Origin of the sequence: Lentibacillus juripiscarius, assembly GCF_042685205.1 — a bacterium.
GTDB classification, from domain to species: domain Bacteria; phylum Bacillota; class Bacilli; order Bacillales; family Amphibacillaceae; genus Lentibacillus; species Lentibacillus juripiscarius.
This window is the reverse complement of sequence record NZ_JBHUNA010000001.1, coordinates 74648-98314: the sequence shown is the minus strand read 5'-3', so window position 1 is coordinate 98314 and position 23667 is coordinate 74648. Positions and strand designations below refer to the sequence as shown.

25 protein-coding genes are annotated in these 23667 nt (G+C 43.8%); 23 read left to right on the top strand and 2 right to left on the bottom strand.

Features of this window, described 5'->3' with window-relative positions; genetic code table 11:
- Positions 1-191: 191 nt before the first annotated feature.
- The gene (locus tag ACFSUO_RS00560) at positions 192-326 is read right to left on the bottom strand and encodes a YqzM family protein (protein ID WP_382389989.1); all 135 of its coding nucleotides are present in this window, start codon (positions 324-326) and stop codon (positions 192-194) included.
- 349 nt (positions 327-675) lie between these two features.
- Between ACFSUO_RS00560 and holA the strand changes: the two genes are divergently transcribed.
- Complete coding sequence (gene holA / locus ACFSUO_RS00555) at positions 676-1698, top strand: DNA polymerase III subunit delta (protein WP_382389987.1); 1023 nt, start codon at positions 676-678, stop codon at positions 1696-1698.
- 87 nt (positions 1699-1785) lie between these two features.
- Here the strand turns inward: holA and rpsT are convergent, their stop codons facing one another.
- Positions 1786-2052 carry a 30S ribosomal protein S20 gene (gene rpsT, locus ACFSUO_RS00550; protein WP_382389985.1) on the bottom strand — a complete coding sequence of 89 codons (267 nt, stop codon included), beginning with the start codon at positions 2050-2052 and terminating at the stop codon, positions 1786-1788.
- Between the two features lie 184 nt (positions 2053-2236).
- On the opposite strand from rpsT, the gene gpr reads away from it, so the two are divergent.
- From gpr to ACFSUO_RS00440, 22 genes are all read left to right on the top strand, one after another.
- Complete coding sequence (gene gpr / locus ACFSUO_RS00545; protein WP_382389983.1) at positions 2237-3337, top strand: GPR endopeptidase; 1101 nt, start codon at positions 2237-2239, stop codon at positions 3335-3337.
- A 111-nt stretch (positions 3338-3448) separates the two neighbouring features.
- Positions 3449-3790, top strand: coding sequence for a hypothetical protein (locus tag ACFSUO_RS00540; RefSeq protein WP_382389981.1), 342 nt, complete (start codon positions 3449-3451; stop codon positions 3788-3790).
- Between the two features lie 140 nt (positions 3791-3930).
- Positions 3931-5739 (top strand): translation elongation factor 4, encoded by a 1809-nt coding sequence (gene lepA, locus ACFSUO_RS00535; RefSeq protein WP_382389979.1) that lies wholly within the window; start codon positions 3931-3933, stop codon positions 5737-5739.
- A 74-nt stretch (positions 5740-5813) separates the two neighbouring features.
- On the top strand, positions 5814-6974 hold the full coding sequence (gene hemW, locus ACFSUO_RS00530) for a radical SAM family heme chaperone HemW (protein ID WP_382389977.1): 1161 nt from the start codon (positions 5814-5816) through the stop codon (positions 6972-6974).
- A gap of 76 nt (positions 6975-7050) precedes the next feature.
- Positions 7051-8082, top strand: coding sequence for a heat-inducible transcriptional repressor HrcA (gene hrcA / locus ACFSUO_RS00525; RefSeq protein WP_382389975.1), 1032 nt, complete (start codon positions 7051-7053; stop codon positions 8080-8082).
- A gap of 125 nt (positions 8083-8207) precedes the next feature.
- Complete coding sequence (gene grpE / locus ACFSUO_RS00520) at positions 8208-8801, top strand: nucleotide exchange factor GrpE (protein ID WP_382389973.1); 594 nt, start codon at positions 8208-8210, stop codon at positions 8799-8801.
- 34 nt (positions 8802-8835) lie between these two features.
- Entirely contained in the window at positions 8836-10674 is a 1839-nt protein-coding gene (gene dnaK / locus ACFSUO_RS00515; protein WP_382389971.1) for a molecular chaperone DnaK, read from the top strand.
- 234 nt (positions 10675-10908) lie between these two features.
- Positions 10909-12033, top strand: a complete 1125-nt coding sequence (gene dnaJ, locus ACFSUO_RS00510) for a molecular chaperone DnaJ (protein WP_382389969.1) — start codon at positions 10909-10911, stop codon at positions 12031-12033.
- Positions 12034-12135: 102 nt separating this feature from the next.
- On the top strand, positions 12136-13089 hold the full coding sequence (gene prmA / locus ACFSUO_RS00505) for a 50S ribosomal protein L11 methyltransferase (RefSeq protein ID WP_382389967.1): 954 nt from the start codon (positions 12136-12138) through the stop codon (positions 13087-13089).
- Positions 13067-13849 carry a 16S rRNA (uracil(1498)-N(3))-methyltransferase gene (locus ACFSUO_RS00500; RefSeq protein ID WP_382389965.1) on the top strand — a complete coding sequence of 261 codons (783 nt, stop codon included), beginning with the start codon at positions 13067-13069 and terminating at the stop codon, positions 13847-13849. The genes prmA and ACFSUO_RS00500 overlap by 23 nt, the downstream gene beginning before the upstream one ends.
- Positions 13850-15202 (top strand): tRNA (N(6)-L-threonylcarbamoyladenosine(37)-C(2))-methylthiotransferase MtaB, encoded by a 1353-nt coding sequence (mtaB, locus tag ACFSUO_RS00495; RefSeq protein ID WP_382389963.1) that lies wholly within the window; start codon positions 13850-13852, stop codon positions 15200-15202. It begins immediately after the preceding gene.
- Between the two features lie 101 nt (positions 15203-15303).
- On the top strand, positions 15304-15975 hold the full coding sequence (gene deoC / locus ACFSUO_RS00490) for a deoxyribose-phosphate aldolase (protein ID WP_382389961.1): 672 nt from the start codon (positions 15304-15306) through the stop codon (positions 15973-15975).
- Between the two features lie 287 nt (positions 15976-16262).
- Entirely contained in the window at positions 16263-16436 is a 174-nt protein-coding gene (gene rpsU / locus ACFSUO_RS00485; RefSeq protein ID WP_382389959.1) for a 30S ribosomal protein S21, read from the top strand.
- A 17-nt stretch (positions 16437-16453) separates the two neighbouring features.
- Entirely contained in the window at positions 16454-16903 is a 450-nt protein-coding gene (locus tag ACFSUO_RS00480; RefSeq protein WP_382389958.1) for a GatB/YqeY domain-containing protein, read from the top strand.
- Positions 16904-17082: 179 nt separating this feature from the next.
- Positions 17083-18423 (top strand): NfeD family protein, encoded by a 1341-nt coding sequence (locus ACFSUO_RS00475; protein ID WP_382389957.1) that lies wholly within the window; start codon positions 17083-17085, stop codon positions 18421-18423.
- 64 nt (positions 18424-18487) lie between these two features.
- Positions 18488-19483 (top strand): flotillin-like protein FloA, encoded by a 996-nt coding sequence (floA, locus tag ACFSUO_RS00470; protein WP_382389956.1) that lies wholly within the window; start codon positions 18488-18490, stop codon positions 19481-19483.
- 30 nt (positions 19484-19513) lie between these two features.
- Entirely contained in the window at positions 19514-19987 is a 474-nt protein-coding gene (locus ACFSUO_RS00465) for a hypothetical protein (protein WP_382389955.1), read from the top strand.
- A gap of 124 nt (positions 19988-20111) precedes the next feature.
- The gene (gene yqfC, locus ACFSUO_RS00460; protein ID WP_382389954.1) at positions 20112-20393 is read left to right on the top strand and encodes a sporulation protein YqfC; all 282 of its coding nucleotides are present in this window, start codon (positions 20112-20114) and stop codon (positions 20391-20393) included.
- Between the two features lie 22 nt (positions 20394-20415).
- The gene (gene yqfD, locus ACFSUO_RS00455; RefSeq protein ID WP_382389953.1) at positions 20416-21645 is read left to right on the top strand and encodes a sporulation protein YqfD; all 1230 of its coding nucleotides are present in this window, start codon (positions 20416-20418) and stop codon (positions 21643-21645) included.
- A gap of 2 nt (positions 21646-21647) precedes the next feature.
- Entirely contained in the window at positions 21648-22607 is a 960-nt protein-coding gene (locus ACFSUO_RS00450; RefSeq protein WP_382389952.1) for a PhoH family protein, read from the top strand.
- 208 nt (positions 22608-22815) lie between these two features.
- On the top strand, positions 22816-23280 hold the full coding sequence (gene ybeY / locus ACFSUO_RS00445) for an rRNA maturation RNase YbeY (RefSeq protein WP_382389951.1): 465 nt from the start codon (positions 22816-22818) through the stop codon (positions 23278-23280).
- Positions 23270-23653, top strand: coding sequence for a diacylglycerol kinase family protein (locus ACFSUO_RS00440; RefSeq protein WP_382389950.1), 384 nt, complete (start codon positions 23270-23272; stop codon positions 23651-23653). Before ybeY ends, ACFSUO_RS00440 begins: the two co-directional genes overlap by 11 nt.
- The last annotated feature ends 14 nt before the right edge of the window (positions 23654-23667 follow it).

Below are 23667 nucleotides of genomic sequence, written 5' to 3'. Positions count from 1 at the left end.
CCTAGCCTTGTTTTATAGCAAGTGCCGGAGTATTTCTTATAAGGTCATCCATAATTTATGATTTCTGACGTTATAAGAAAAGAGACTGCGGGTAAGCAGTCTCTTTTTCCGGATGAACGGGTTAGCCCGTTGTAATAAGTCATGATCTCCTAATGTACGTTCCGGAGATAGGAATAGGTATCCAATTCAAATCACGAACCTACAACGTTGAATAAAACACCAATTGCAAAAATCAGGACAAAGAAAATAAACGAAAAGCTAAAGCCTTTAATGGAATCGACTACATCATTATTTTTTGATTGCGGGTCCTTTTCAAATTCGTTCACATCTACCCCTCCTATACAGTTACCAGTATAAAATAAATACATAAAAAAATCCACTTTTGACCGCAAATGTCACAAAAATTAATTGCCATCACTAGAAAGACTTAACAACTATACTTTTGGCCGTAAACGTTAAACCTATAAGTAACAAACCCCGTTTAAAATTCAGTTCCTAGGGCTGAAGTTTAAACGTTCATATAGATTGCGGAGGGAATTCAGTTCATTCATTGCAGTTCCCTCCTGCCCCATTTTCACATGATTATCCCGCCATCTGATTCCCATGGCGGGATATAATTAAAATGCTTGCCTTTCAGCAGGATCCGTTTTACGATTACAGTATGGAGTGAATCGTATGACGTATATGGACGTGCTGCAGCAAGTAAAGAAAAAACAGATTGCACCAGTATATTTATTATATGGAACAGAATCGTATTTCATACAGAAAATAACAGCGTACATAAAAAAAGCCGTACTGCCTGATGATGCAGATCCAAGTGAGCATTTGTCTGTATATGACCTGGAGGAAACACCTGTGCAGGAAGTGATTACAGATGCGGAAACATATCCCCTGTTCGGAGGAAAAAAATTAATCATCGCCAATAATCCGGGCTTTTTAAAAACTAAACCGGATAAGCTGCCGTTTGATCATGACCTTGACACCTTAAGCCGCTATCTTAGCCAGCCCGTCGACTATTCCATCATCATATTCACAGCACCGTATGAAAAGATTGATGAACGGAAAAAAGTCACAAAGCTTCTGAAACAGAATGGTGTTGCCGCAGAATGCAATCCGATTCGGGAGTATGAGCTGCGGAGCTGGATCACCAATCTCGCCGGCAGTATGAAGATAACAATCCAGGACGATGTTTATGAGTTGCTGGAATCTGAGTTGACCGCTAATTTGCATCAGCTGCGGAACGAACTGTACAAGCTCAAGCTATATGTTGGGGAAAATGGCACGGTTACCAGGGAAATTGCCGAAAAACTGGTTGCCCACTCCGGAAATAGCTCATCGTTACGTCTAGTTGATGCAGTGATTGACCGGGATCTGCATAAAGCCATTTCCATTTATAAAGATCTCGAAAAAATGAAGGAAGAACCAATTGGTCTTGTGGCACTGCTCGCTTTCCAATTCCGCACCATCTTGCGTGTGAAATTGCTGAACAAGAAAGGATATAGCCAATCTCAGATGCGAAAGCAGGTCGGGGTGCATCCGTATGTTATTAAAATGGCCATGCAGCGGGAAAAGAAATTTACAACAGACCGTCTGCAGGAAATAATGGATAAATTGGCTGAGACGGATCACGCCATTAAGCGGGGCGGTATGGAGAAAGGGCTTGCCTTCGAATTGCTGCTCCATGAGCTGGTCCAGTAGACATAAACATCGCCACTGCGACATGATAACGAACGTAAAAAACGATCCTTGAATGGGATCGTTTTTAATTCTTTGTATGTGTTTGCATTAAGCGCCCAGCTCATTGACCATTTTGGCCAAGCGGGACTTTTGCCGGTTGCCGTTATTTTTGTGGACGCCGCCTTTTTGTACGGCTTTGTCGATTTTTTGGAACGTTACAGGCAGTGCAGCTTTTGCTTTATCTGTCTCTTTCGCCTCAATTAATTTCTCCAAATCCTTGATCCGTGTGCGCATTTCCGTTTTGAAGTTTGTATTCTCAACGCGCTTCTTCTGGTTCACGCCGACACGTTTAATTGCTGATTTGATGTTAGCCAATTGTTTCACCTCCGTTGCCATAAGTGGATTACGTCACTGGAATATTACTTCATCTAGTGCAGCAAACGTAATTGTATCAGACGTTTACGACCTTTTCAATAGCTTTGCCCGCTGCTCTGTATGTTTTGGACAGAAATCGTACAGTCTATAGAATGGACTCATTTACCGGAAAGGGAGGATTGGAATGAGAGACGAGGATAAACAGTTTGATGTCCGGACAGATCTTGCAGTTGAAGCAAAAGATATGATTGTTGAAAAAGAGGAAGACGAGGAAAAAAATGATGTGCAAGGCGTAACCGTCAAAGAAAAGCAGGAAGGGGACATTGCTATAACCTATGTTGACATTGATGCGGAGGGAGAGGAACGACTTGGTAAAAAACAGGGTTCCTATATCACCATCTATGCTGACGGTGTAAAGAACCAGGACACAGCCAGTCAAAAAGCAGCAGCTGAGGTTTTTGGCAAGGAATTGGGAGAATTGCTGAATAAGAATAAGGTTCCGGAAGATGGTACCGGATTGATTGTGGGGCTTGGAAACTGGAATGTAACGCCAGATGCGTTAGGACCAATGTCTATCGAAAAAGTGCTGGTAACAAGCCACTTATTTGAACTGGAGCATGAATCTGTTTCAGAAGGCTATCGTCCGGTAGCGGCCGTTACACCTGGAGTGATGGGGGTGACGGGCATTGAGACAAGTAATATTATCTTCGGGATTGTTGAAAAATTCCAGCCTGATTTTGTCATCGCCATTGATGCGCTTGCCTCAAGGTCTGTTGAACGAGTCAACGAAACCATCCAAATTTCGGATGCTGGCATCCATCCTGGTTCAGGTGTCGGCAATAAGCGCAAAGAGCTTAGTGAAGATACACTGGGCGTACCGGTCTTTGCCGTAGGTTGTCCCACAGTCGTTGACGCAGTGACAATTACAAGTGATACCATCGATTTCATGTTAAAGCATTTAGGAAGAGAGTGGCGTGAGAAAGACAAACCTTCCAAATCGTTGACACCTGCTGGATTATCATTTGGCGGTAAGGACTTGTCTGAGGAGGACCTGCCGGATGAAGAAAAGCGCAAATCATTTCTTGGAATGGTAGGGAGTTTATCAGAGGAAGAGAAAAAGTCATTGATTAAAGAAGTCCTTACACCGCTGGGATACAATCTAATGGTAACACCAAAAGAAGTGGATGGGTTTATGAAGGATATGGCTGTACTGCTTGCAACAGGTTTAAATGCCGCCCTGCATGATCGAGTGACAGTGGAAAATTCTGCATCATACACACGGTAACAGTTCTGTCAGCTCTATCACGGTGAATAGATTGAAAAGAATTTGGTTCTATTTTAAAAGCATCATTCATAGATTCCATAACAGGCATAAAAAATGAAGGAGGGAAGAATGGTGCGTTCCCTTGTTGTTCTTTTATTACTGGCGTTGTTCTTTTTGACAGGTATGGTTGTAGGGATGGACCGTGATGGGCACCAGGCTGACACGACAAATAATAAGAAAGATGATTTTGAGCAAACGGAATCAAGCGATGAACAAGACCCGGACAAAGAAAAAATAAAAGTAACTAAAGTGAAGGAACAGAATAATGATCAAGTGGCTGATGCAGCGGCAGCGGAACCTGCAGCATCGAACCATTTCATTCTGAAAGCTGCATCTTTTTTGGAAGCTGGTGTCACGGGGGCTTATGAGCTGGTTGTACGTGTGGCATATCAGCTAGCTCAGGTGTTTTTCTGACATCGCTCGAATATCGGACATGCTTTCATTCTTGAATGTCTTCTGTGCAATTGCTATAATCAATCCTAGTCACGAACGTTGAAAATTGGCCTTTTACCGGAGACTATTCGGTAGAAGACATGTAGGAGTGGACATCATTTATGGTGAGGAAGCAGGCAAACGTACGTAATTTTTCGATTATAGCGCATATCGATCACGGCAAGTCAACACTTGCGGATCGCATCCTGGAGAAGACAAAGGCATTAACGCAGCGAGAGATGAAAGAACAATTCCTGGATGGGATGGAACTTGAGCGTGAACGGGGAATTACCATAAAACTGAATGCAGTACGACTAAACTATACGAATAAACAAAAAGAGGATTATTTGTTCCATTTGATTGACACACCCGGGCATGTGGATTTTACATATGAAGTTTCCAGGAGTCTTGCCGCATGTGAGGGTGCTATTTTAGTTGTGGATGCTGCACAGGGGATTGAGGCGCAGACACTGGCAAATGTTTATCTTGCCCTTGATAATGACCTGGAGATCATTCCGGTTATTAACAAAATTGATCTGCCAAATGCCGATACTGAACGGGTAGCTCAGGAGCTGGAAGACGTGGTTGGCATTGATAAAGATGACGTGATTCTAGCTTCGGCAAAAGATGATATCGGAGTGGATGAAATTCTTGAACGGATTGTTTCAGACATACCAGCACCATACGGAAATCCTGAAGATCCGCTTAAAGCACTTATATTTGATTCCCTGTATGATCCATACCGCGGTGCGATAGCTTATATTTGTGTTAAGGAAGGTTCCGTCAAAGTTGGTGACAAAATCAAGCTGATGGCGAATGGAAAGGAATTCGAAATTAACGAAATTGGTGTTTTTGCACCAAATCCGGTGCCAAGGGATGAGCTGACCGTTGGCGATGTCGGCTATTTGACAGCATCCATCAAAAATGTCAGTGATACCCGTGTCGGGGATACAATTACCCTTTCCAAAAACCCGGCAGAAGAACCACTGCCGGGCTATAAACGTTTGAACCCAATGGTCTTCTGTGGACTTTTCCCAGTTAATCCCAATCAGTATAACGATTTGCGTGAAGCATTGGAACGGCTGGAGCTGAACGATTCTTCCCTACAGTACGAAGCGGAGAGTTCACAGGCACTGGGCTTTGGCTTCCGGTGCGGTTTTTTGGGACTGCTGCATATGGAAATCATCCAGGAACGGATCGAACGGGAGTTTAATATTAGTCTGATTACAACAGCACCATCAGTTATTTATGAAGTTGAGAAAACAGACGATGAGACAGTAGAAGTTGACAATCCGTCCGTAATGCCGGATCCGCAAATTATCAACGAAGTCCGCGAGCCTTTTGTTAAAGCGACGATTATGGTGCCGAATGACTTTGTTGGGGCTGTCATGGAGATTGCGCAGAAAAAACGCGGCGAATTTGTTAATATGGAGTATCTCGATGAAGTCCGCGTCAATATTATCTACCACATTCCGCTATCTGAAATTGTGTATGATTTCTTTGATCAGCTGAAATCACAAACAAAAGGTTATGCTTCTTTTGACTATGATTTGATCGGGTATCGCCCGTCCAACCTTGTTAAGATGGATATTTTGCTGAATGGGGACACTATTGACGCACTGTCGTTCATTGTACACCGTGACTTCGCATACGAGCGGGGAAAGCATATTGTTGACAAACTGAAGGATCTGATCCCAAGACAGCAGTTTGAAGTGCCGGTCCAGGCGGCAATCGGGAATAAGATTGTTGCCCGGTCAACCATTAAAGCTATGAAAAAGAATGTGTTATCCAAATGCTATGGTGGGGACGTTTCACGAAAACGAAAACTGCTGGAAAAACAAAAAGAAGGCAAAAAGCGAATGAAAATGGTCGGGTCTGTTGAAGTGCCGCAAGAGGCCTTCATGGCCGTATTAGAAATGAATGATGATTAACTAATTTGCAGGATGGGGAAAACTTTTGCCGGGTGGCAGGGGTTATCCCTTTTCTTCGTATAGGAGCGAACAAAATGAAAGCACAATCCGTTTACATCCATATCCCGTTTTGTCAGCAGATATGCCATTATTGTGATTTTACGAAGTTTTTCTATAATGAACAATCGGCGGATGACTATATAGATGCACTTAAACAGGAAATAAACACAGCCATTGACGGTGAAAAAAACCGGGTGAACACAATTTTTATCGGTGGTGGCACACCGACAGCTCTGAATATGGGCCAACTGCAGTCACTTATGCAGCTGATCGATTCAAAGTTTGATATTGACAATTGCCTGGAATTCTCGATTGAAGCTAATCCTGGTGACTTTGATGAAGAAAAAATAAAACTGCTCAACAGTTTTGGCGTGAATAGGATTTCGCTTGGCGTACAAGTGTTCGATGATGCGATGCTGGAGCAGCTGGGGCGGCTTCATCAGGTGAAGGATGTTTACCGAACAGTCGATCTGCTGCAGCGGAATGGTTTTTATAATATCAGTCTTGATCTTATTTATGCCCTGCCAAACCAGACGGTAGAACATTTCCAGCACACTTTGGAGGAGGCTATTGCTTTCGGGCTCCCGCATTATTCAGCATATGCGCTGCAAATTGAACCGAAAACGATCTTTTATCAGCGGTATAAAAAAGGAAAACTGCATAGACCTCCACAGGAAGAGGAAGTACGAATGTATGAACTGCTGAAAAACACGATGCGCAGCAATGGCCTGAATCAGTATGAAATAAGCAATTTTGCCATGCCCGGTTTTGAAAGCCAGCACAACCTGACATACTGGAATAATGACCATTATTATGGTTTTGGAGCAGGGGCGCACGGGTATCTTCCGGGTGTACGCACAGGTAATATTCGGCCGCTTCCGGCGTATGTGAAGCAGGCGATGGAGAATGGCAGACCAATTTTGCATACAGAGGAATTAGGCGAACGGGAAATGATTGAAGAGGAAATGTTTTTGGGACTCAGAAAAATGGATGGAATAAACAGGGAGAGTTTTATTAAAAAATTCGGGTTTCCTTATGAGAAGTTGTATGGCAATGTTATCCATACGCTAAAACAAAAAGGCTGGATAGTTGATGAAGAAAAGAATATTCGTCTGACTGATCAGGGTGTTTTATTCGGGAACGAGGTTTTTGAGCGATTTTTGTTGGAAGAAAATGATCTGAATCGTGTGCGTTGACAACAAATTACCGATCTGATAATTTATTAATAGCATTAGCACTCGTTAGCGAAGAGTGCTAACAGAGGTGGTCATCATGCTAACGGAAAGACAATTGCTGATTCTGCAAGTAATTATTGATGATTTCATCGAAACGGCACAGCCGATAGGATCACGTTCTATTGCCAAGAAAGAGAATATCACGTACAGTCCGGCAACCGTACGGAATGAAATGGCCGATTTGGAAGATATGGGATTTCTTGAAAAAACCCATTCGTCATCCGGCCGCATCCCATCTGAAAAAGGTTATCGGTATTATGTCGATCATTTGGTGTCGCCTAAGGAAACAATGAGCAACATTAAAATAGTCGAAAATGTTATGCAGGAAGGTCTGTTCGAATTTGAACAGATTGTCCAGAGTTCTGCCGAGATACTGTCCGAGATTACAAACTATACATCGATTATCCTGGGTCCGGAAGTGTTCGAAACGAAATTAAAGCAGCTGCAGATTGTGTCATTATCACCGCATACTGCTGTAGCCATATTGATTACCAATACTGGTCATGTTGAACACCGGTCATTTACGGTCCCGGATGAAATTAATGCATCAGATTTAGAGAAAATGGTTAATATTTTAAACAATCGACTATACGGCGTGCCCATTTTCAGGCTCCATGAGAAACTGGGTACAGAGGTAATTAATCTTATGGGTTCGTATGTGACGGACTTTGAGAAGTCGTTTCATTATCTGAAGGCTGTGTTTTTCACGGAAAATCCGGCCAAATTGTACTTTGGTGGAAAGACCAACATACTGATGCAGCCGGAATTTAATGATATTGAAAAAGTTCGGTCGTTTTATTCCATGATCGAAAAAGAAGATGAATTGGCAGACATGCTAAAAAGTGATGGGAATGGTATTAAGATAAGGATTGGGCATGAGAATGAGGCAGATGCCATTAAGGAATGCAGCCTGATATCGGCAACATACGATTTGAACGACGATCAGATGGGGACTATTGCGTTACTTGGCCCAACCAGGATGGAATACAAAAAAGTTATTGCTTTGTTAAATGCATTATCAAATGAAATGTCGGATGTTTTGTATAAGTGGCACAAAAATGATGAATGATGGATAGGAAGATAAATCTATCGTCTTGATGGGGCCTTCCCATCCGCTTTTATGTTTATTAATTTATTTACAGCGAAAAACATGATATAGTCTTTCGTGGCGATTTGATACAGGAGGTGGCAGTATTGGCAGATCAAAAAGAAGAAAAAGCCGTTCAAGATGATGTGAATCAGGCACAGCAGCAGGAGTCACAAGAACAGGATGAAACGATCACCGAAGTAATTGATGCGGATGATCAGACAGAAGCACAAGAGTCAGATCCGGATCCGCTGCAGGCGGAACTGGATAAGGCGAATCAGGAAAAAGAAGAAATGCATCAGCGTGTGCTCCGTATCCAGGCAGAATTTGACAATTATAAGAAGCGGACCCAAAAGGAAAAAGAGGCTGACCGCAAATATAAAGCAGAAGACATTGTCAAAGAGTTATTGCCCGTCATGGATAATTTTGAACGTGCATTGCAGGTTGAAGTCACAGATGAAACCAAAAACTTTGCAGAAGGCATCACTATGGTGTACCGCCAGCTGAAAGACGCCCTGGCAAATCATGGTGTAGAGGAAATTGAGACGGTTGGCAAACCGTTTGATCCAACGATACACCATGCAGTCATGCAAGAGGAAGATGAAGAAGCGGAACCTGAAACAGTAATAGAAGAATTGCAAAAGGGTTACTACCTGAAAGACCGTGTTATCCGGCCAGCAATGGTTAAAGTAAATAAATAATCAGTTGGATGAGCAGTGAAGGAGGAATTTAATTATGGGCAAAATAATCGGAATTGACTTAGGAACAACAAACTCTTGTGTAGCAGTGATGGAAGGTGGCGAATCGGTTGTCATCCCAACCCCGGAAGGTAATCGTACAACACCATCTGTTGTAGCATTTAAAAACGGTGAACGCCAGGTGGGTGAAGTAGCCAAGCGTCAGGCTATCACAAACCCTGACACCATTCAGTCCATTAAACGTCACATGGGTACCGATTACAAAGTAACAATCGGTGACAAAGACTACACACCGCAGGAAGTTTCAGCAATTATCCTGCAGCATATCAAGTCTTATGCGGAAGAATACCTTGGAGACACAGTTGACAAGGCAGTAATCACCGTTCCTGCATACTTTAATGATGCTGAACGTCAGGCTACTAAAGACGCAGGTAAAATAGCCGGACTGGAAGTTGAACGTATTATCAACGAACCGACCGCCGCGTCACTGGCATATGGTATCGATAAGGATGACCAGGATCAGACAATTCTTGTTTATGACCTTGGCGGCGGTACATTTGACGTTTCCATCCTGGATATCGGTGATGGCACATTTGAAGTTATCTCAACTGCCGGCGACAACCGTCTTGGCGGCGATGACTTTGATGAAGTCATTATCGATCACATGGTTCAGGAATTCAAAAAAGAAAACGCAATTGACCTCGGGCAGGATAAAATGGCTAAACAGCGCCTGAAAGATGCTGCTGAAAAAGCCAAAAAAGAACTTTCTGGTGTGAGCCAAACGCAAATTTCATTACCGTTCATCACTGCTGGTGAAAATGGTCCATTGCACTTAGAAATGAATCTTACGCGTGCTAAGTTTGAGGAACTTTCTTCAGATCTTGTCGAGCGCACGATGGGACCAACTCGCAAAGCGCTTCAGGACGCAGACATGGCAGCGAAGGATATTGATAGGGTTATTCTGGTCGGTGGTTCGACACGAATTCCTGCGGTTCAGGAAGCCATTAAGAAAAACATCGGCAAAGAACCGTCAAAAGGTGTTAATCCAGATGAAGTGGTCGCACTTGGTGCAGCTATTCAGGGCGGTGTCCTACAGGGCGATGTAAAAGATGTCGTACTGCTTGACGTAACACCACTATCACTGGGGATTGAAACAATGGGCAGTGTTACGACAAAACTGATTGAGCGGAACACAACGATTCCGACAAGCCATTCACAAGTGTTCTCCACTGCTGCTGATAATCAGACAGCTGTTGACATTCATGTTCTGCAGGGTGAGCGTGAAATGGCTGCCGACAACAAGACACTGGGCCGTTTCCAATTGACGGATATACCACCGGCACCACGTGGCGTTCCACAGATTGAAGTATCATTTGATATTGACGCCAATGGTATTGTGAACGTAAGTGCAAAAGATAAAGGCACGAACAAAGAACAGTCAATCACCATTAAATCATCTTCAGGCTTGTCTGAAGAAGAGGTTGAAGAGATGGTAAAAGAAGCTGAAGAAAACGCTGAAGAGGATAAAAAACGCCGTGAAGAAGCAGACTTGCGCAATGAAGCTGACCAGCTGATTTTCACGACGGACAAGACGATTAAAGATCTGGGCGACAATGTAACAGAAGAAGAAAAACAAAAAGCTGAAGAAGCTAAAGAAGCTTTACAGCAAGCCATAGACTCTGATGACCTTGAACAGATCAGAGAGAAGAAAGATGCACTGCAAGAACAGGTGCAGCAGCTTTCCGTTAAAATGTATGAGCAAATGGCGCAGGAACAGCAAGCATCAGAGGGTCAGGAAAGTGAAGCCCAGAATTCTGATGACGATGTAGTTGATGCTGATTATAAAGAAGTTGACGACGAAGAAGATAAAAAGTAATAAGCTACTGAAACAAATGGAAAAAGTCAAAGTCAGGGCTCTCTTGACTTTGACTTTTTTCGCAGTTAAGGAAGTGTAAGTGCTACTAAAGCTTGCACTCCAATGCATAAGGGTTTCCGAGTAAAAGCCAAGTTTTTTAACCTAAGCAAATAGACAGCGGTAACTGGTTGCTATCAGAACGTTAATAATGATAAGATGATACGTATGCAATAGTGTCGGGAGAGTGATGTACAAGTGAGTAAGCGCGATTATTATGAAGTGCTTGGTGTTGAAAATGATGCGTCAAAAGACGATATCAAGAAAGCGTACCGTAAACTGGCCCGAAAATATCACCCGGATGTCAGTGAAGAAGAAAACGCAGCCGATAAATTTAAGGAAGCCAAAGAGGCATATGAAGTATTAAGTGATGAACAAAAACGTGCGCAATACGACCAATTTGGCCATGCCGGAGCACAGGGACAAGGCTTTGGTGGTTTTGGTGGTGCACAGGATTTTGGTGACTTCGGCGGTTTCGGAGATATATTTGATATGTTCTTCGGTGGCGGCAGAAGACGCGACCCGAATGCTCCGCAGCAAGGTGCTGATTTGCAGTATACGATGACATTGGATTTTGAAGAAGCCATCTTCGGTAAAGAGACAGATATCAACATACCAAAAGAAGAAAATTGTGATACCTGTCATGGCTCAGGTGCCAAACCTGGAACAAAAGCAGAAACGTGTTCCCATTGTAAGGGATCCGGCCAATTGAATATGGAGCAGAACACACCATTCGGCCGTGTTGTAAACCGTCGTGTATGCCACCACTGTAACGGCAGCGGAAAAATTATTCCGGAAAAATGCACCACATGCGGTGGCTCCGGTAAAGTGAAAGAGAACAAAACGATTCATATTTCTATTCCAAAAGGGATTGACGAAGGCCATCAGATCCGCGTTTCTGGTAAAGGAGAGCCAGGTGTCAATGGTGGGCCTCCAGGAGATTTGTTTGTCGTAATCAAAGTCAGATCGCATGAGTTTTATGAACGTGATGGGGATCATATCTACTGCGAACTGCCCATAACGTTTGCACAGGCTGCTCTGGGTGACGAAGTAGAAGTGCCAACGGTTCATGGCAAAGTGATGCTGACAATACCTGCCGGCACGCAAACAGGGAAAGTCTTCCGACTGAAAGGAAAAGGTGCTCCCAATGTGCGCGGGTATGGTCATGGCGATCAGCATGTGCAAATCAGAGTGGTTACACCAAGCAGACTGACTGACCGTCAAAAAGAACTTCTGCGTGAATTTAACGAAATTGGCGGTAATGAATCGACGGATGAGCAAGGATCATTGTTCCAGCGTTTCAAAAATGCATTTAAGAGCTAAGTATGCCGTCAAGACCGTTGTAGCTTCTGTATTGCCCACTGAACGTGGGCTTTTTTACAACGTCAAAAGGTATAGACGATATCAGGGAATGGGTGAACAAACGTGAAATGGTCTGAAATTTGTATCCATACAACAAATGAAGCGGTTGAGCCAATTTCAAATATTTTACATGAACAAGGTGCCAGTGGTGTTGTCATCGAGGATCCTGCTGAACTGATTAAGGAGCGGGATACATTTTTTGGTGAGGTTTATGAGCTGAACCCCGATGATTATCCAGCAGACGGTGTCCATGTCAAGGCTTATCTTCCAGTAAACAGTGAGCTTGGGGAAACAGTAGATGCCATGAAGAAGGCCATTAATGAATTGGAGCGGCTTGGGATTGATTTGGGCAGAAATCAATTGACTGTAAGTGAAATAAATGAGGAAGAATGGGCAACCGCCTGGAAAAAATATTATAAGCCTGTTAAAATTTCTGACAAGGTAACGATTATCCCGACATGGGAAAGATATGAGCCTGCTGCAGAGGAAGTTGTTCTTGAACTTGATCCGGGGATGGCTTTCGGGACGGGAACCCATCCCACTACCGCACAAAGTATTCGTGCAATTGAACAATACATAAATGAACAGGATGTTGTCCTCGATGTTGGGTGTGGTTCAGGTGTGTTAAGCATTGCATCTGGATTGCTGGGAGCAAGTAAAGTTCATGCTTTTGACCTGGACGATGTGGCTGTGAATAGCACGAAAATAAATGCTGAATTGAACGGTTTGCAAGAACTGATAACGGTTAAACAGAATAATCTGCTTAAATCAGTCGACATGAAGGCCGACATGATTGTTGCAAATATTTTAGCAGATATCATTGTGCAATTTACCGATGATGCCTGGAACAACCTGAAACCGGATGGTGTTTTTATTACATCGGGTATTATCAAGGAAAAACATCTAGCGGTGCAGGAGGCATTGGAAGAAGCCGGGTTTCGCATTTTGGAGGTAAATGAAATGGAAGATTGGATATCGATTGCGGCTAAAAAGATTGATAACGAAAGTGGTGCCTGAATTGCAGCGTTATTTTGTACCCTCCGAAAACTGGATAGATGAACAAGTTTATGTCACGGGTGATGATGCACACCATGTCACACGTGTCATGCGGCTAAAGACTGGCAATGAGATTATCTGCAATCATCCGGATGGACAGGCTGCAATTTGTACCATAACCAGCATGAACGCAGATGAAGTCAGGGCTGAAATAAAAGAATGGATGGATACATCAAACGAGTCCCCTGTATCAGTTACCATTGTCCAGGCATTGGCGAAGGGGGATAAATTTGAACTTGTCCTTCAAAAAGGAACAGAGCTGGGGGCATCTGCATTCATTCCGCTCAAGGCAGAGCGCTCTGTTGTGGTATGGGATGACAAAAAGGCAGAAAAGAAAATGGCCCGGTATTCCAAAATTTTAAAAGAAGCCAGTGAACAGTGCCATCGCAATAAAATCCCGCAGCTTCACCCGGCTATGGCAATCAAGGAATTAATGGAACAGAGCCAGAGCTTTGAGAGGAAACTGTTCGCCTACGAAGAAGAAGCAAAAACGGATGCATTTCAAACATTCGCTCAGTCGGTGGCAAGGTTTAAACCAGGGGACCATGTGCTGATTGTGATTGGCCCAGAAGGTGGCTTTTCTGAGAATGAGGCAAACGTGATGAAGCAGGAAGGATTTGCACCTGTTCGTCTGGGTCCACGCATTTTAAGGACGGAAACGGCTGCTATGTATGCACTGGCAAGTATCTCGTATCATTTTGAAGAAATGGGGTGTGAATAAATGCCAACAGTTGCTTTTCATACACTGGGGTGTAAAGTTAACCATTATGAAACAGAAGGCATTTGGAACATGTTTAAGGAACACGGGTATGAACGGGTTGACTTTGACCGTCAGTCGGATGTATATGTCATCAATACGTGTACGGTCACTAATACCGGGGATAAAAAGAGCAGGCAGGTCATCCGGCGGGCAGTCCGGAAAAATCCCGACGCTGTCGTTTGTGTAACAGGTTGCTATGCCCAGACTTCACCAGGCGAAATCATGGAAATTCCCGGGGTTGATGTCATCGTCGGGACACAGAACAGAAAGAAAATGATTGATTATATAGAAGAACACCAAAAGACGCGTGAACCAATCAATGGTGTTTCCAACATCATGAAAAACCGTGTATTTGAAGAGATGGACGTGCCGGCATTTACTGACCGCACGCGTGCGTCTTTAAAAATCCAGGAAGGGTGCAACAACTTTTGCACGTTTTGCATCATCCCATGGTCCAGAGGCCTGTTGCGATCAAGGGAGCCTGAAAATGTGATTGAACAGGCGCAAAACCTGGTCGAAGCCGGCTATAAAGAAATTGTGCTGACCGGTATTCATACTGCAGGGTATGGAGAAGACATGAATGACTACAATTTTGCCAAGCTGCTGAAGGAACTGGAAACAAAAGTGGATGGTCTGAAGAGGATCCGCATTTCGTCGATTGAGGCGAGCCAGATTACGGATGAAGTGATTGATGTACTGGACAAATCGGAAAAAATTGTCCGTCATCTGCATATTCCGCTGCAGGCTGGATCAGATAGTGTGCTGCACCGTATGCGCCGGAAATATTCTACTGGCTACTATAAACAAAAGGTTGATAAAATCCGAAAAGCACTGCCTGGTCTGGCTATTACGTCCGATGTCATTGTTGGATTTCCGGGTGAGACGAAAGAAGAGTTCATGGAAACGTACCAATTTGTACGTGAGATTGGCTACTCCGAACTCCATGTGTTTCCATTCTCAAGAAGAACTGGTACACCGGCCGCCCGGATGAATGACCAAGTTGATGACGATATCAAGAATGAACGAGTAAACCAGATGATTGATCTATCCAATCAGCTTGCTAAAAATTATGCCTCTGATTATGAAGAGGAAGTACTGGAAGTCATTCCAGAAGAGCAGGTGGATGAGGATAATGCCAATCTCCTGCAAGGATATACAGATAACTACTTGAAAGTAAGGTTCAGTGGCTCACCGGAATTGATCGGGAAACTGGTGCGCGTAAAGATCACGAAATCGGGATATCCATATAATGAAGGTGTTTTTGTTCGTGTTATGGACGATGCCGCAGAAGCAGCGGATAAACTGCCTTCCTAATTCCCCCCGGAACTTCCGGGGAGTTTTTTCTTAAGTTTATAAGTCGGACATGCTATGATGAGATAAGAAAAGATCACAATACACGAAAGGAAGTTTCAGCCATGAGCGCAGAACTTGCAGCATATATTGATCATACCCAGTTGAAGCCTGAAACTGGCAAGGACAAGATAGCCGAGATTGTTCGTGAGGCACGTGAATACAGCTTTACATCCGTTTGCGTCAATCCATACTGGGTTCCCTATTGTTATGAAAACCTAAAAGACACGGATGTAAAAGTGTGTACGGTGATTGGTTTTCCGCTTGGTGCAACAAGCACAGCGTCAAAAGTTTATGAAACGAAACAGGCGTTGAGTGATGGTGCAGCGGAAGTTGATATGGTGCTGAATGTTGGAGAACTGAAAGCATCCAATAATCAGGCGGTCCAGCGTGATATCGAAGCAGTTGTAGAAGCTGCAAATGGGAGCGCACTGACAAAAGTAATCATAGAAACATCGCTATTAAATGAAGAAGAAAAGATTCGCGCGTGCAAGCTTGCTAGTGCAGCAGGGGCAGATTATGTAAAAACATCCACAGGCTTCTCCGGAGGCGGTGCCACTGTTGAAGACGTAAGGCTGATGCGCGAGACTGTTGGCAGTGAAATGGGAGTAAAAGCATCCGGCGGCATCCGGGATACACAAACAGTCAGAGCAATGATTGAAGCCGGTGCGACAAGGATCGGCGCAAGTGCCGGTGTAGCAATTGTTAACGGTGAAGAAGGCACGTCATCCTATTAAAATGGCATTTATCACGCATTAACGGACTGTAACACCCCCACTTCTAAACGTGAGTAAACCATACACGTGAAGGTGGGGGATCAACAGCCCGTAAATTCCTGATTCGTTCAACTAACATTCAGTGGGGGAAAGGAACCTACCACTGAATGAAGTTTCACTTTAATGCAAAAAACAATAATATTTAAGTTGACCTAGGTATGCTGTTATATTATAATTAGCAGTGATATGTGGCATTGCATCACATGTCGTTACATTTTTGTCTTTGCTTCGGAGGGAGGGAAATTAGCATGTCAAATCACACTCGCGTTCGTAAAAACGAGTCTCTTGAAGATGCTCTTCGTCGCTTTAAACGCAACGTATCTAAGAGTGGTACATTGCAGGAATACCGTAAGCGTGAACATTATGAAAAGCCAAGTGTACGCCGCAAGAAGAAGTCAGAGGCTGCTAGGAAACGTAAGTAAAAAGAAGGTGCAGGCATATGCCGCTAGTTGAACAGCTGAACGAGGACATGAAGCAGGCGATGAAGCGTAAAGAGAAAGATAGACTTGCAGTAATACGTATGATAAAGGCTTCATTGCAGAATGAAACGATTAAACTTGGTAAGAAAAATCTTTCTGAAGACGAAGAATTGACAGTTCTTTCAAGAGAATTGAAACAAAGGAAGGATTCCCTCCAAGAATTTAAATCAGCCGAACGCGATGATCTTGTCAGTAAGCTCGAAACAGAAATCAATGTGATAGAAGCATATATGCCGCATCAGCTCACAGAAGAAGAGCTGGAGGCTGTTGTTACCTCAACAATCCAGGAAGTTAATGCTACTTCCAAGAAGGATATGGGGAAAGTGATGAACACCATCATGCCCAAGGTAAAGGGAAGAGCTGATGGTGCACGAATTAATAAACTTGTTCAAAAACATTTAAATGCTTGAATGGGAGGCCCTGCCACAGCTGGCAGGGCCTCTTTCCATAATAGACCTGACGGGTGTAACTGACACTTGTCTGATTTGCTGATTCCACACACAATCTGATTTAGCAAAATTAAATGAAACTATTCACACATATAAATCGTATAGTAAAGTGCTGGATTCGCAAAAAGGGGTGAAAATGGATGGGGAGTACAAGACTGAGAAAATACATAATATCCATGATGGCTGTTTTGGCGTTTGTACTTGCTACAGCTCAGGTTATCTCTGCTCAGGCCAATGACGAAGCCGATGGAAGTGGTAAGCAAGTTTATGTCATTCCCATTGAAAAAGAAGTGGAAATGGGACTGAAAGCATTCCTGCAGCGGACGACGAGTGAAGCAGAAGAAAAAGGTGCCGACCATATTCTGTTTGAAATCGACACGCCTGGGGGGGCAGTCGCTGCTGCTGAACAAATTGGTGAATTGCTGCAGGGATTAAAAATTGAAACAACTGCTTTCATCACCAATAGAGCACTTTCTGCAGGTTCTTATATCGCATTGAATACAGATAATATTTATATGAAGCCTAATGCGACAATGGGGGCAAGCGGGGTGATTAACCAGGATGGTACCGCCGCGGATAAAAAAGCACAGTCTGCTTGGCTGTCTGCCATGAAGAGCGCTGCAGAATCAAAAGGAAGGGATCCCCAGTATGCAGCGGCAATGGCTAATCCGAGTATTGATCTTCCCAAGTATGGAGCAGGGGAAGGAAAATATCTTACGTTGGGACCAAGTAATGCAAAAGATGTTGGTTATTCAGACGGCACGGTAGAAAATCGCCAAGCACTTCTCAAAGATTTGGGATTACAGAAAGCTGCTGTTGTGGAAAAAGAATTGACCATTTCGGAACATATTGCCCGGTTTATTACCAATCCAGTTGTTGTACCAATCCTTCTATCGATAGCTAGCCTTGGTCTTATTGGGGAATTGTTTTCACCGGGATTTGGAATTCCGGGGATCATGGGAATAGCCGGACTAGTCCTGTTTTTTTACGGGCATGCCGTTGCTGGATTGGCAGGAATGGAAGCAATCATTTTGCTGATTATTGGAGTCGGTCTTGTGATTGCAGAATTTTTCCTGCCTGGCGGAATTGCTGGCCTGCTTGGATTTGTAGCAATTATTGGCTCGCTTTTGATGTCCGGTCAGGATTTGGGTCATATGACAATGAGCATTAGTATTGCCTTTATCGTCACTGTTATTGCAGCTGTTATCATGTTTAGGAAGATGGGAATGCGCAAAGGATTTTTCCGTAATTTTATCCTGGAGGATCAGACAACAACCGAAAAAGGCTATGTTTCCTCAGAAAATCGGCTCGAACTCATTGGCCTTGAAGGGGAAACGATAACCCCACTGCGGCCATCAGGCACAGCAGTATTTAATGATGAACGGTTGGATGTAGTAACGGAAGGAGGTTTCATTGAAAAAAATAAACCTGTGAAAATAATCAAAGTGGAAGGTGTTCGTGTAATCGTTAGAGAATTATGATTCATAATGGATTGCGCAGCAGTATTCGGGAAATATCTTTAATACATTTGAGGGAGGAATTAAAATGGGAATGGAATGGATGCCGATTATTATAGCCGTTATCATTCTGATAGTGCTCGCAGTATTATTTACGTTCATACCGGTGATGCTGTGGATCAGTGCACTGGCAGCAGGCGTAAAAGTGGGAATCTTTACCCTTGTTGGGATGCGTCTGCGTCGGGTAGTGCCATCAAGAGTCATTAATCCGCTGATTAAAGCGCATAAGGCAGGGCTGGATGTGACAACGAACCAGCTGGAAAGTCACTACCTTGCAGGTGGTAATGTGGACAGAGTGGTAAATGCTCTGATTGCTGCTCAGCGCGCCAATATTGAACTATCATTCGAACGGACGGCAGCAATTGATTTGGCCGGACGTGATGTGCTTGACGCCGTTCAGATGAGTGTTAATCCAAAAGTTATCGAAACGCCATTTATTGCTGGTATTGCAATGGACGGGATTGAAGTGAAAGCAAAAGCACGTATTACCGTCCGAGCCAATATTGATCGTCTGGTCGGTGGTGCTGGTGAAGATACAGTTATTGCCCGAGTAGGGGAAGGTGTTGTCAGCACGATTGGTAGTTCCGAGGCACATACCAAAGTTCTGGAAAATCCTGATTCGATTTCACACAATGTCCTTGGCAAAGGGCTGGATGCAGGAACAGCGTTTGAAATTCTGTCGATTGATATTGCGGATGTTGACATTGGCAAGAACATTGGTGCCATTCTGCAAACAGACCAGGCAGAGGCTGACAAGAATATTGCACAGGCCAAAGCGGAAGAAAGACGCGCCATGGCCGTGGCACAAGAGCAGGAAATGGTTGCCCGTGTGGAAGAAATGCGTGCAAAAGTTGTCGAGGCAGAGGCAGATGTCCCTCGTGCACTGGCAGAAGCATTGCGTTCAGGGAACATGGGTGTCATGGACTACATGAATTACAAAAACATTGATGCCGACACAGACATGCGCGGCTCCATCGGGAAATTGACCCAGGATGATGAAGATAATAATAACGATGAGAAATAAGATGTCATTGCTTGAGCGAGGAGGGGTACAGTGGAGATTATTCTAGCTGTCCTTGCCATTATTGGGGCCATTTCCGGTTTGTTTAAAGATAAGTCCGAAACGGCGGAACCTGTACCAAAACGGAAAAGTGCCCCGCCGGAAACAGTACCTAAACAAACCCGCCGTTCTGATGCGAATCCGAACGAAGGGAATGAAACTCAGCCGACCGCTGCCACAGCTTCGATTGAGGAAATCCAGAAGAAACAGCGAGAACAGCTGGCAGAACGCATGGACAGCGGCGATAAAAACCAGGAAGAACCGGAACAACAGCATGACACAGACTTAGAGCATCACACCGGAAAGCCTGCGACAGATGCAGCACTGGAACAGCAAAAACTTAAAAAAAATATGCGTAAGAATCTGAGTCGCTCCGGCTTAGTGAATGGTATTATCATGTCAGAAGTACTGGGCCAGCCGAGAGCAACAAAGCCTTACCGCAGCATTATTGCCCAGCGCAAAAAATGAAGAGTTATGAATAATGCCCTAGCACCATTATCGGCACGCTGAAAAGCCCGCCTGATAATGGTGCTTTTTTGTTCTTATCCTGCTTCTTTCATCATAAATATGGTTGTGAGAGGGGGCCACATCATTGAAGAAATGGCAACAGCAGATCGCTCCATGGCTTACAAAGTATTTTTCACTTCCTTCCGATGTCATGATGGAACTTCCGAGAATTACCATCATCGGCGAACTCCATGTTTATATTGAAAACCATCAAGGATTAGCTGTCTATTCAGATAAGGAGCTAAGGCTGAAAACGAATAAAGGCTATGTGCAAATTACAGGTTCATCGTTTGTCCTAAAAATGATGCTTCCTGAAGAAATATTGCTGGAAGGAACCATCAAGGAAGTGAAGTTCATTCCCGAATAAAACCTGTTTGAAGGAGGCTGCCATGAAACTTATACAAGGTTCCTTCATCACCGGATACGTTACAGTCCGGGTTGAGGGATGGTATCCGGAATTATTTTTTCAAAGATGTGCCAGCCAGGGTATTATGGTCTGGAATATTCAAAAGAAATCGGAAAATGTCTGTAGCGGAAATATTAAGTTACAAGACATTTCCGGGTTAAGGAAACAAAAATGGGGGACAAACTATAAACTGACATTCACCAGCAAACGGGGCTTTCCTTTTCTAATGAAGAAGTTCATCAGGAGAAAAGAAGTTCTGCTTGCTCTCACATTGAGTGTGCTGCTTATTTTTAGCCTTTCTAATATCATATGGGAAGTCAAGATAACAAATGTCCCTAAGGATCTGGAGGAGAAAATCAGCAAGCAACTGGATGAATACGGGATCCATCGGGGATCATGGACATTTACGCTTGATCCACCGAGTGAAATCCAGCAGCAATTAATGAATGATATTCCTGAACTGCTTTGGATTGGGGTACACCAAAAAGGGACAACCTTCGTGCTGGAAGGTGTTGAAAAAACAATAGTGGAAGAGGAAGAAGTGGATGGACCTAGGAACCTGGTGGCTTCCAAAAAAGGTGTCATCGAAAAAATGTATGTTGCTAAAGGACAGCCGATGGTTCGCGTAAATGACTATGTGGAAAAAGGGGATGTCCTCGTATCAGGCAAGATGCCTACAGCTGATGACGAAAACGCCGATGCCAGTGATGATGAGGAAGACGAAGAGAGTCCTGAGCTGACTGCTGCAGAAGGTGAAGTAATAGCAAAAACATGGTATGAGACAGAAGTGACCGTACCGCTGACTGCCAGTACCGATTTGCTGACCGGTGAGAAGAAAAAGAAATACCATTTGAAATTAAATTCATTTGAATTACCGATTTGGGGATTCGGAGACCCTGATTATAAACAGGCCCACCGCGAACGCAATGAGAAAGATTTATACTTTTTTAAATGGAAACTCCCTATAAAGTTTGTTGAAACCACTGTAAGCGAGAAAAAACACCAGCAGGGCAAAAGGAGTAAAGAAGAGGCGATCGAAGCTGGAATCAGACAAGCCAAAAAAGAATTGCAGCTGAAACTTGGCCCTGATGCGAAAATTAAATCGGAAAATATTTTGCATCAATCAACGGAGAATGGTAAAGTGAAATTAATCTTGTATATGGTTGCTGAAGAAGATATTGTCAGACAGGAACCAATTGACCAAGGAGATTGATTATGTCAGAAAACTTGAAAACAATCGAGCTGCAACTTGCAAATCCCAATGAGGCGCTGACCTTATTCGGGACAAACGATAAACATTTAAAACAGCTGGAACACTTGTTGAATGTGTCCATCGTCACAAGAGGAGAACATGTAAGTGTTTCAGGCACAAATGAACAGATCGCACTAGTGGAAGATATCCTGCTGACAGTCCTTTCCATTGTACGAAAAGGTATCGATATAACCGAACGGGATATCGTATATGCCGTAGATTTAGCCAAAAAGGGGAAAATCAGTCAGTTTGAAACCCTCTTTGAAGACGAGATTACGAAGAATGCGAAAGGGAAATCTATTCGTGTTCAAACCCTGGGACAAAAGCACTATATTCAAGCCGTTAAATCCAATGACCTTGTTTTTGGCATTGGGCCGGCCGGAACAGGCAAAACATATCTTGCAGTGGTCATGGCAGTCCGTGCACTAAAGAATGGTGAGGTGAAGCGGATTATTTTAACACGCCCTGCCGTAGAAGCAGGGGAGAGTCTAGGCTTTTTGCCAGGTGACTTAAAGGAAAAGGTTGATCCGTATTTACGCCCGCTATACGATGCATTGCATGATGTGCTGGGAAGTGAACATACGATGCGCTTAATCGAACGCGACACCATAGAGATTGCCCCGCTTGCTTATATGCGGGGGCGGACACTTGACGATGCCTTTGTCATTTTGGATGAGGCTCAAAATACGACTCCCGAACAAATGAAAATGTTTCTGACCCGGCTTGGTTTCGGATCGAAAATGATCATTACCGGTGATATAACCCAGGTCGATCTCCCTAAAGGAGTCCAATCCGGCTTGCGGGTAGCTAATGAACTTCTGGCATCTGTAAATGGCATATCCATTATTCATTTAAATCAGACGGATGTTGTCCGGCACCCATTGGTTCAAAAAATCATTGATGCTTATGAACAAGCAAAGTAGGTGTACAGTCAGTGTAAGACCCCAATCAGCGGGTCTTATTTCTGTATCTCAGCTGGCCTCGAGATAAACAAACAGCACAGCTACAGGCTTGACAGGCAATAGCAGGATCTATTGATCTGCAGCAGCGCACATTTGTATAGTGGACTTACATGTGTTGGATAATGAAACTGTTTTGGAAGCGATAATCCTAGGGAAGGGGGCAAACATCATGCATATTGATTTTCATGATGAAACAAAATCTGTCCAGGCTGATAATATTGATATGCTGCAGCGTCTGCTCATGTTTGCAGCAGAAAAAGAGGTCATTGCCAACGAGGCGGAATTGTCTGTCATATTTGTTAACGATAGGGAAATTCAGGAAATTAATCGGAATTACCGTCAGCAGGATAGACCAACCGATGTTATATCATTTGCGATGCAGGAAAGCACGGATGATGAGGTGGCGATTATTGGCGAAGATTTGCCGCTTGTATTAGGCGATATCGTTATTTCTGTCGATAAGGCAATAGAACAGGCAGAGGAATATGGACATTCGCTGGAAAGGGAACTTGGATTTCTGACAGTACATGGTTTCCTGCATTTACTCGGGTATGACCATATGAACAAAGACGAAGAAGCAGCCATGTTTCAAAAACAGGAATTGATACTGGGTGAATTTGGCCTTGAACGGTAATCCGAAAAAATCAGTGTTTGGTTTTGCCCACGCATGGAATGGACTAAAGGAAGCGGCTAGAACGGAGCGAAATTTTAGGTTCCATCTTGCGGCAGCTTTTCTAGTTGTGGCAACTGGAGTATTTTTCCGTATCGAAACGTCTCAGTGGGCAATCATTATGCTGGCTTCGGGTATGGTACTGACAGCCGAACTTATTAATACGGCTATTGAAAAAACGATGGACTACCTGAAACCCGACATCCACCCCCGTGTGAAAATAATTAAAGATATTGCAGCTGGTGCAGTGCTTATAGCAGCTATTTTTGCTGCCGCAGCAGGGCTGTTTGTTTTCCTTCCTGAACTATATGCCATAAAAGGGGTTGTTCCTTTTTGAACCCTTGCTTATAG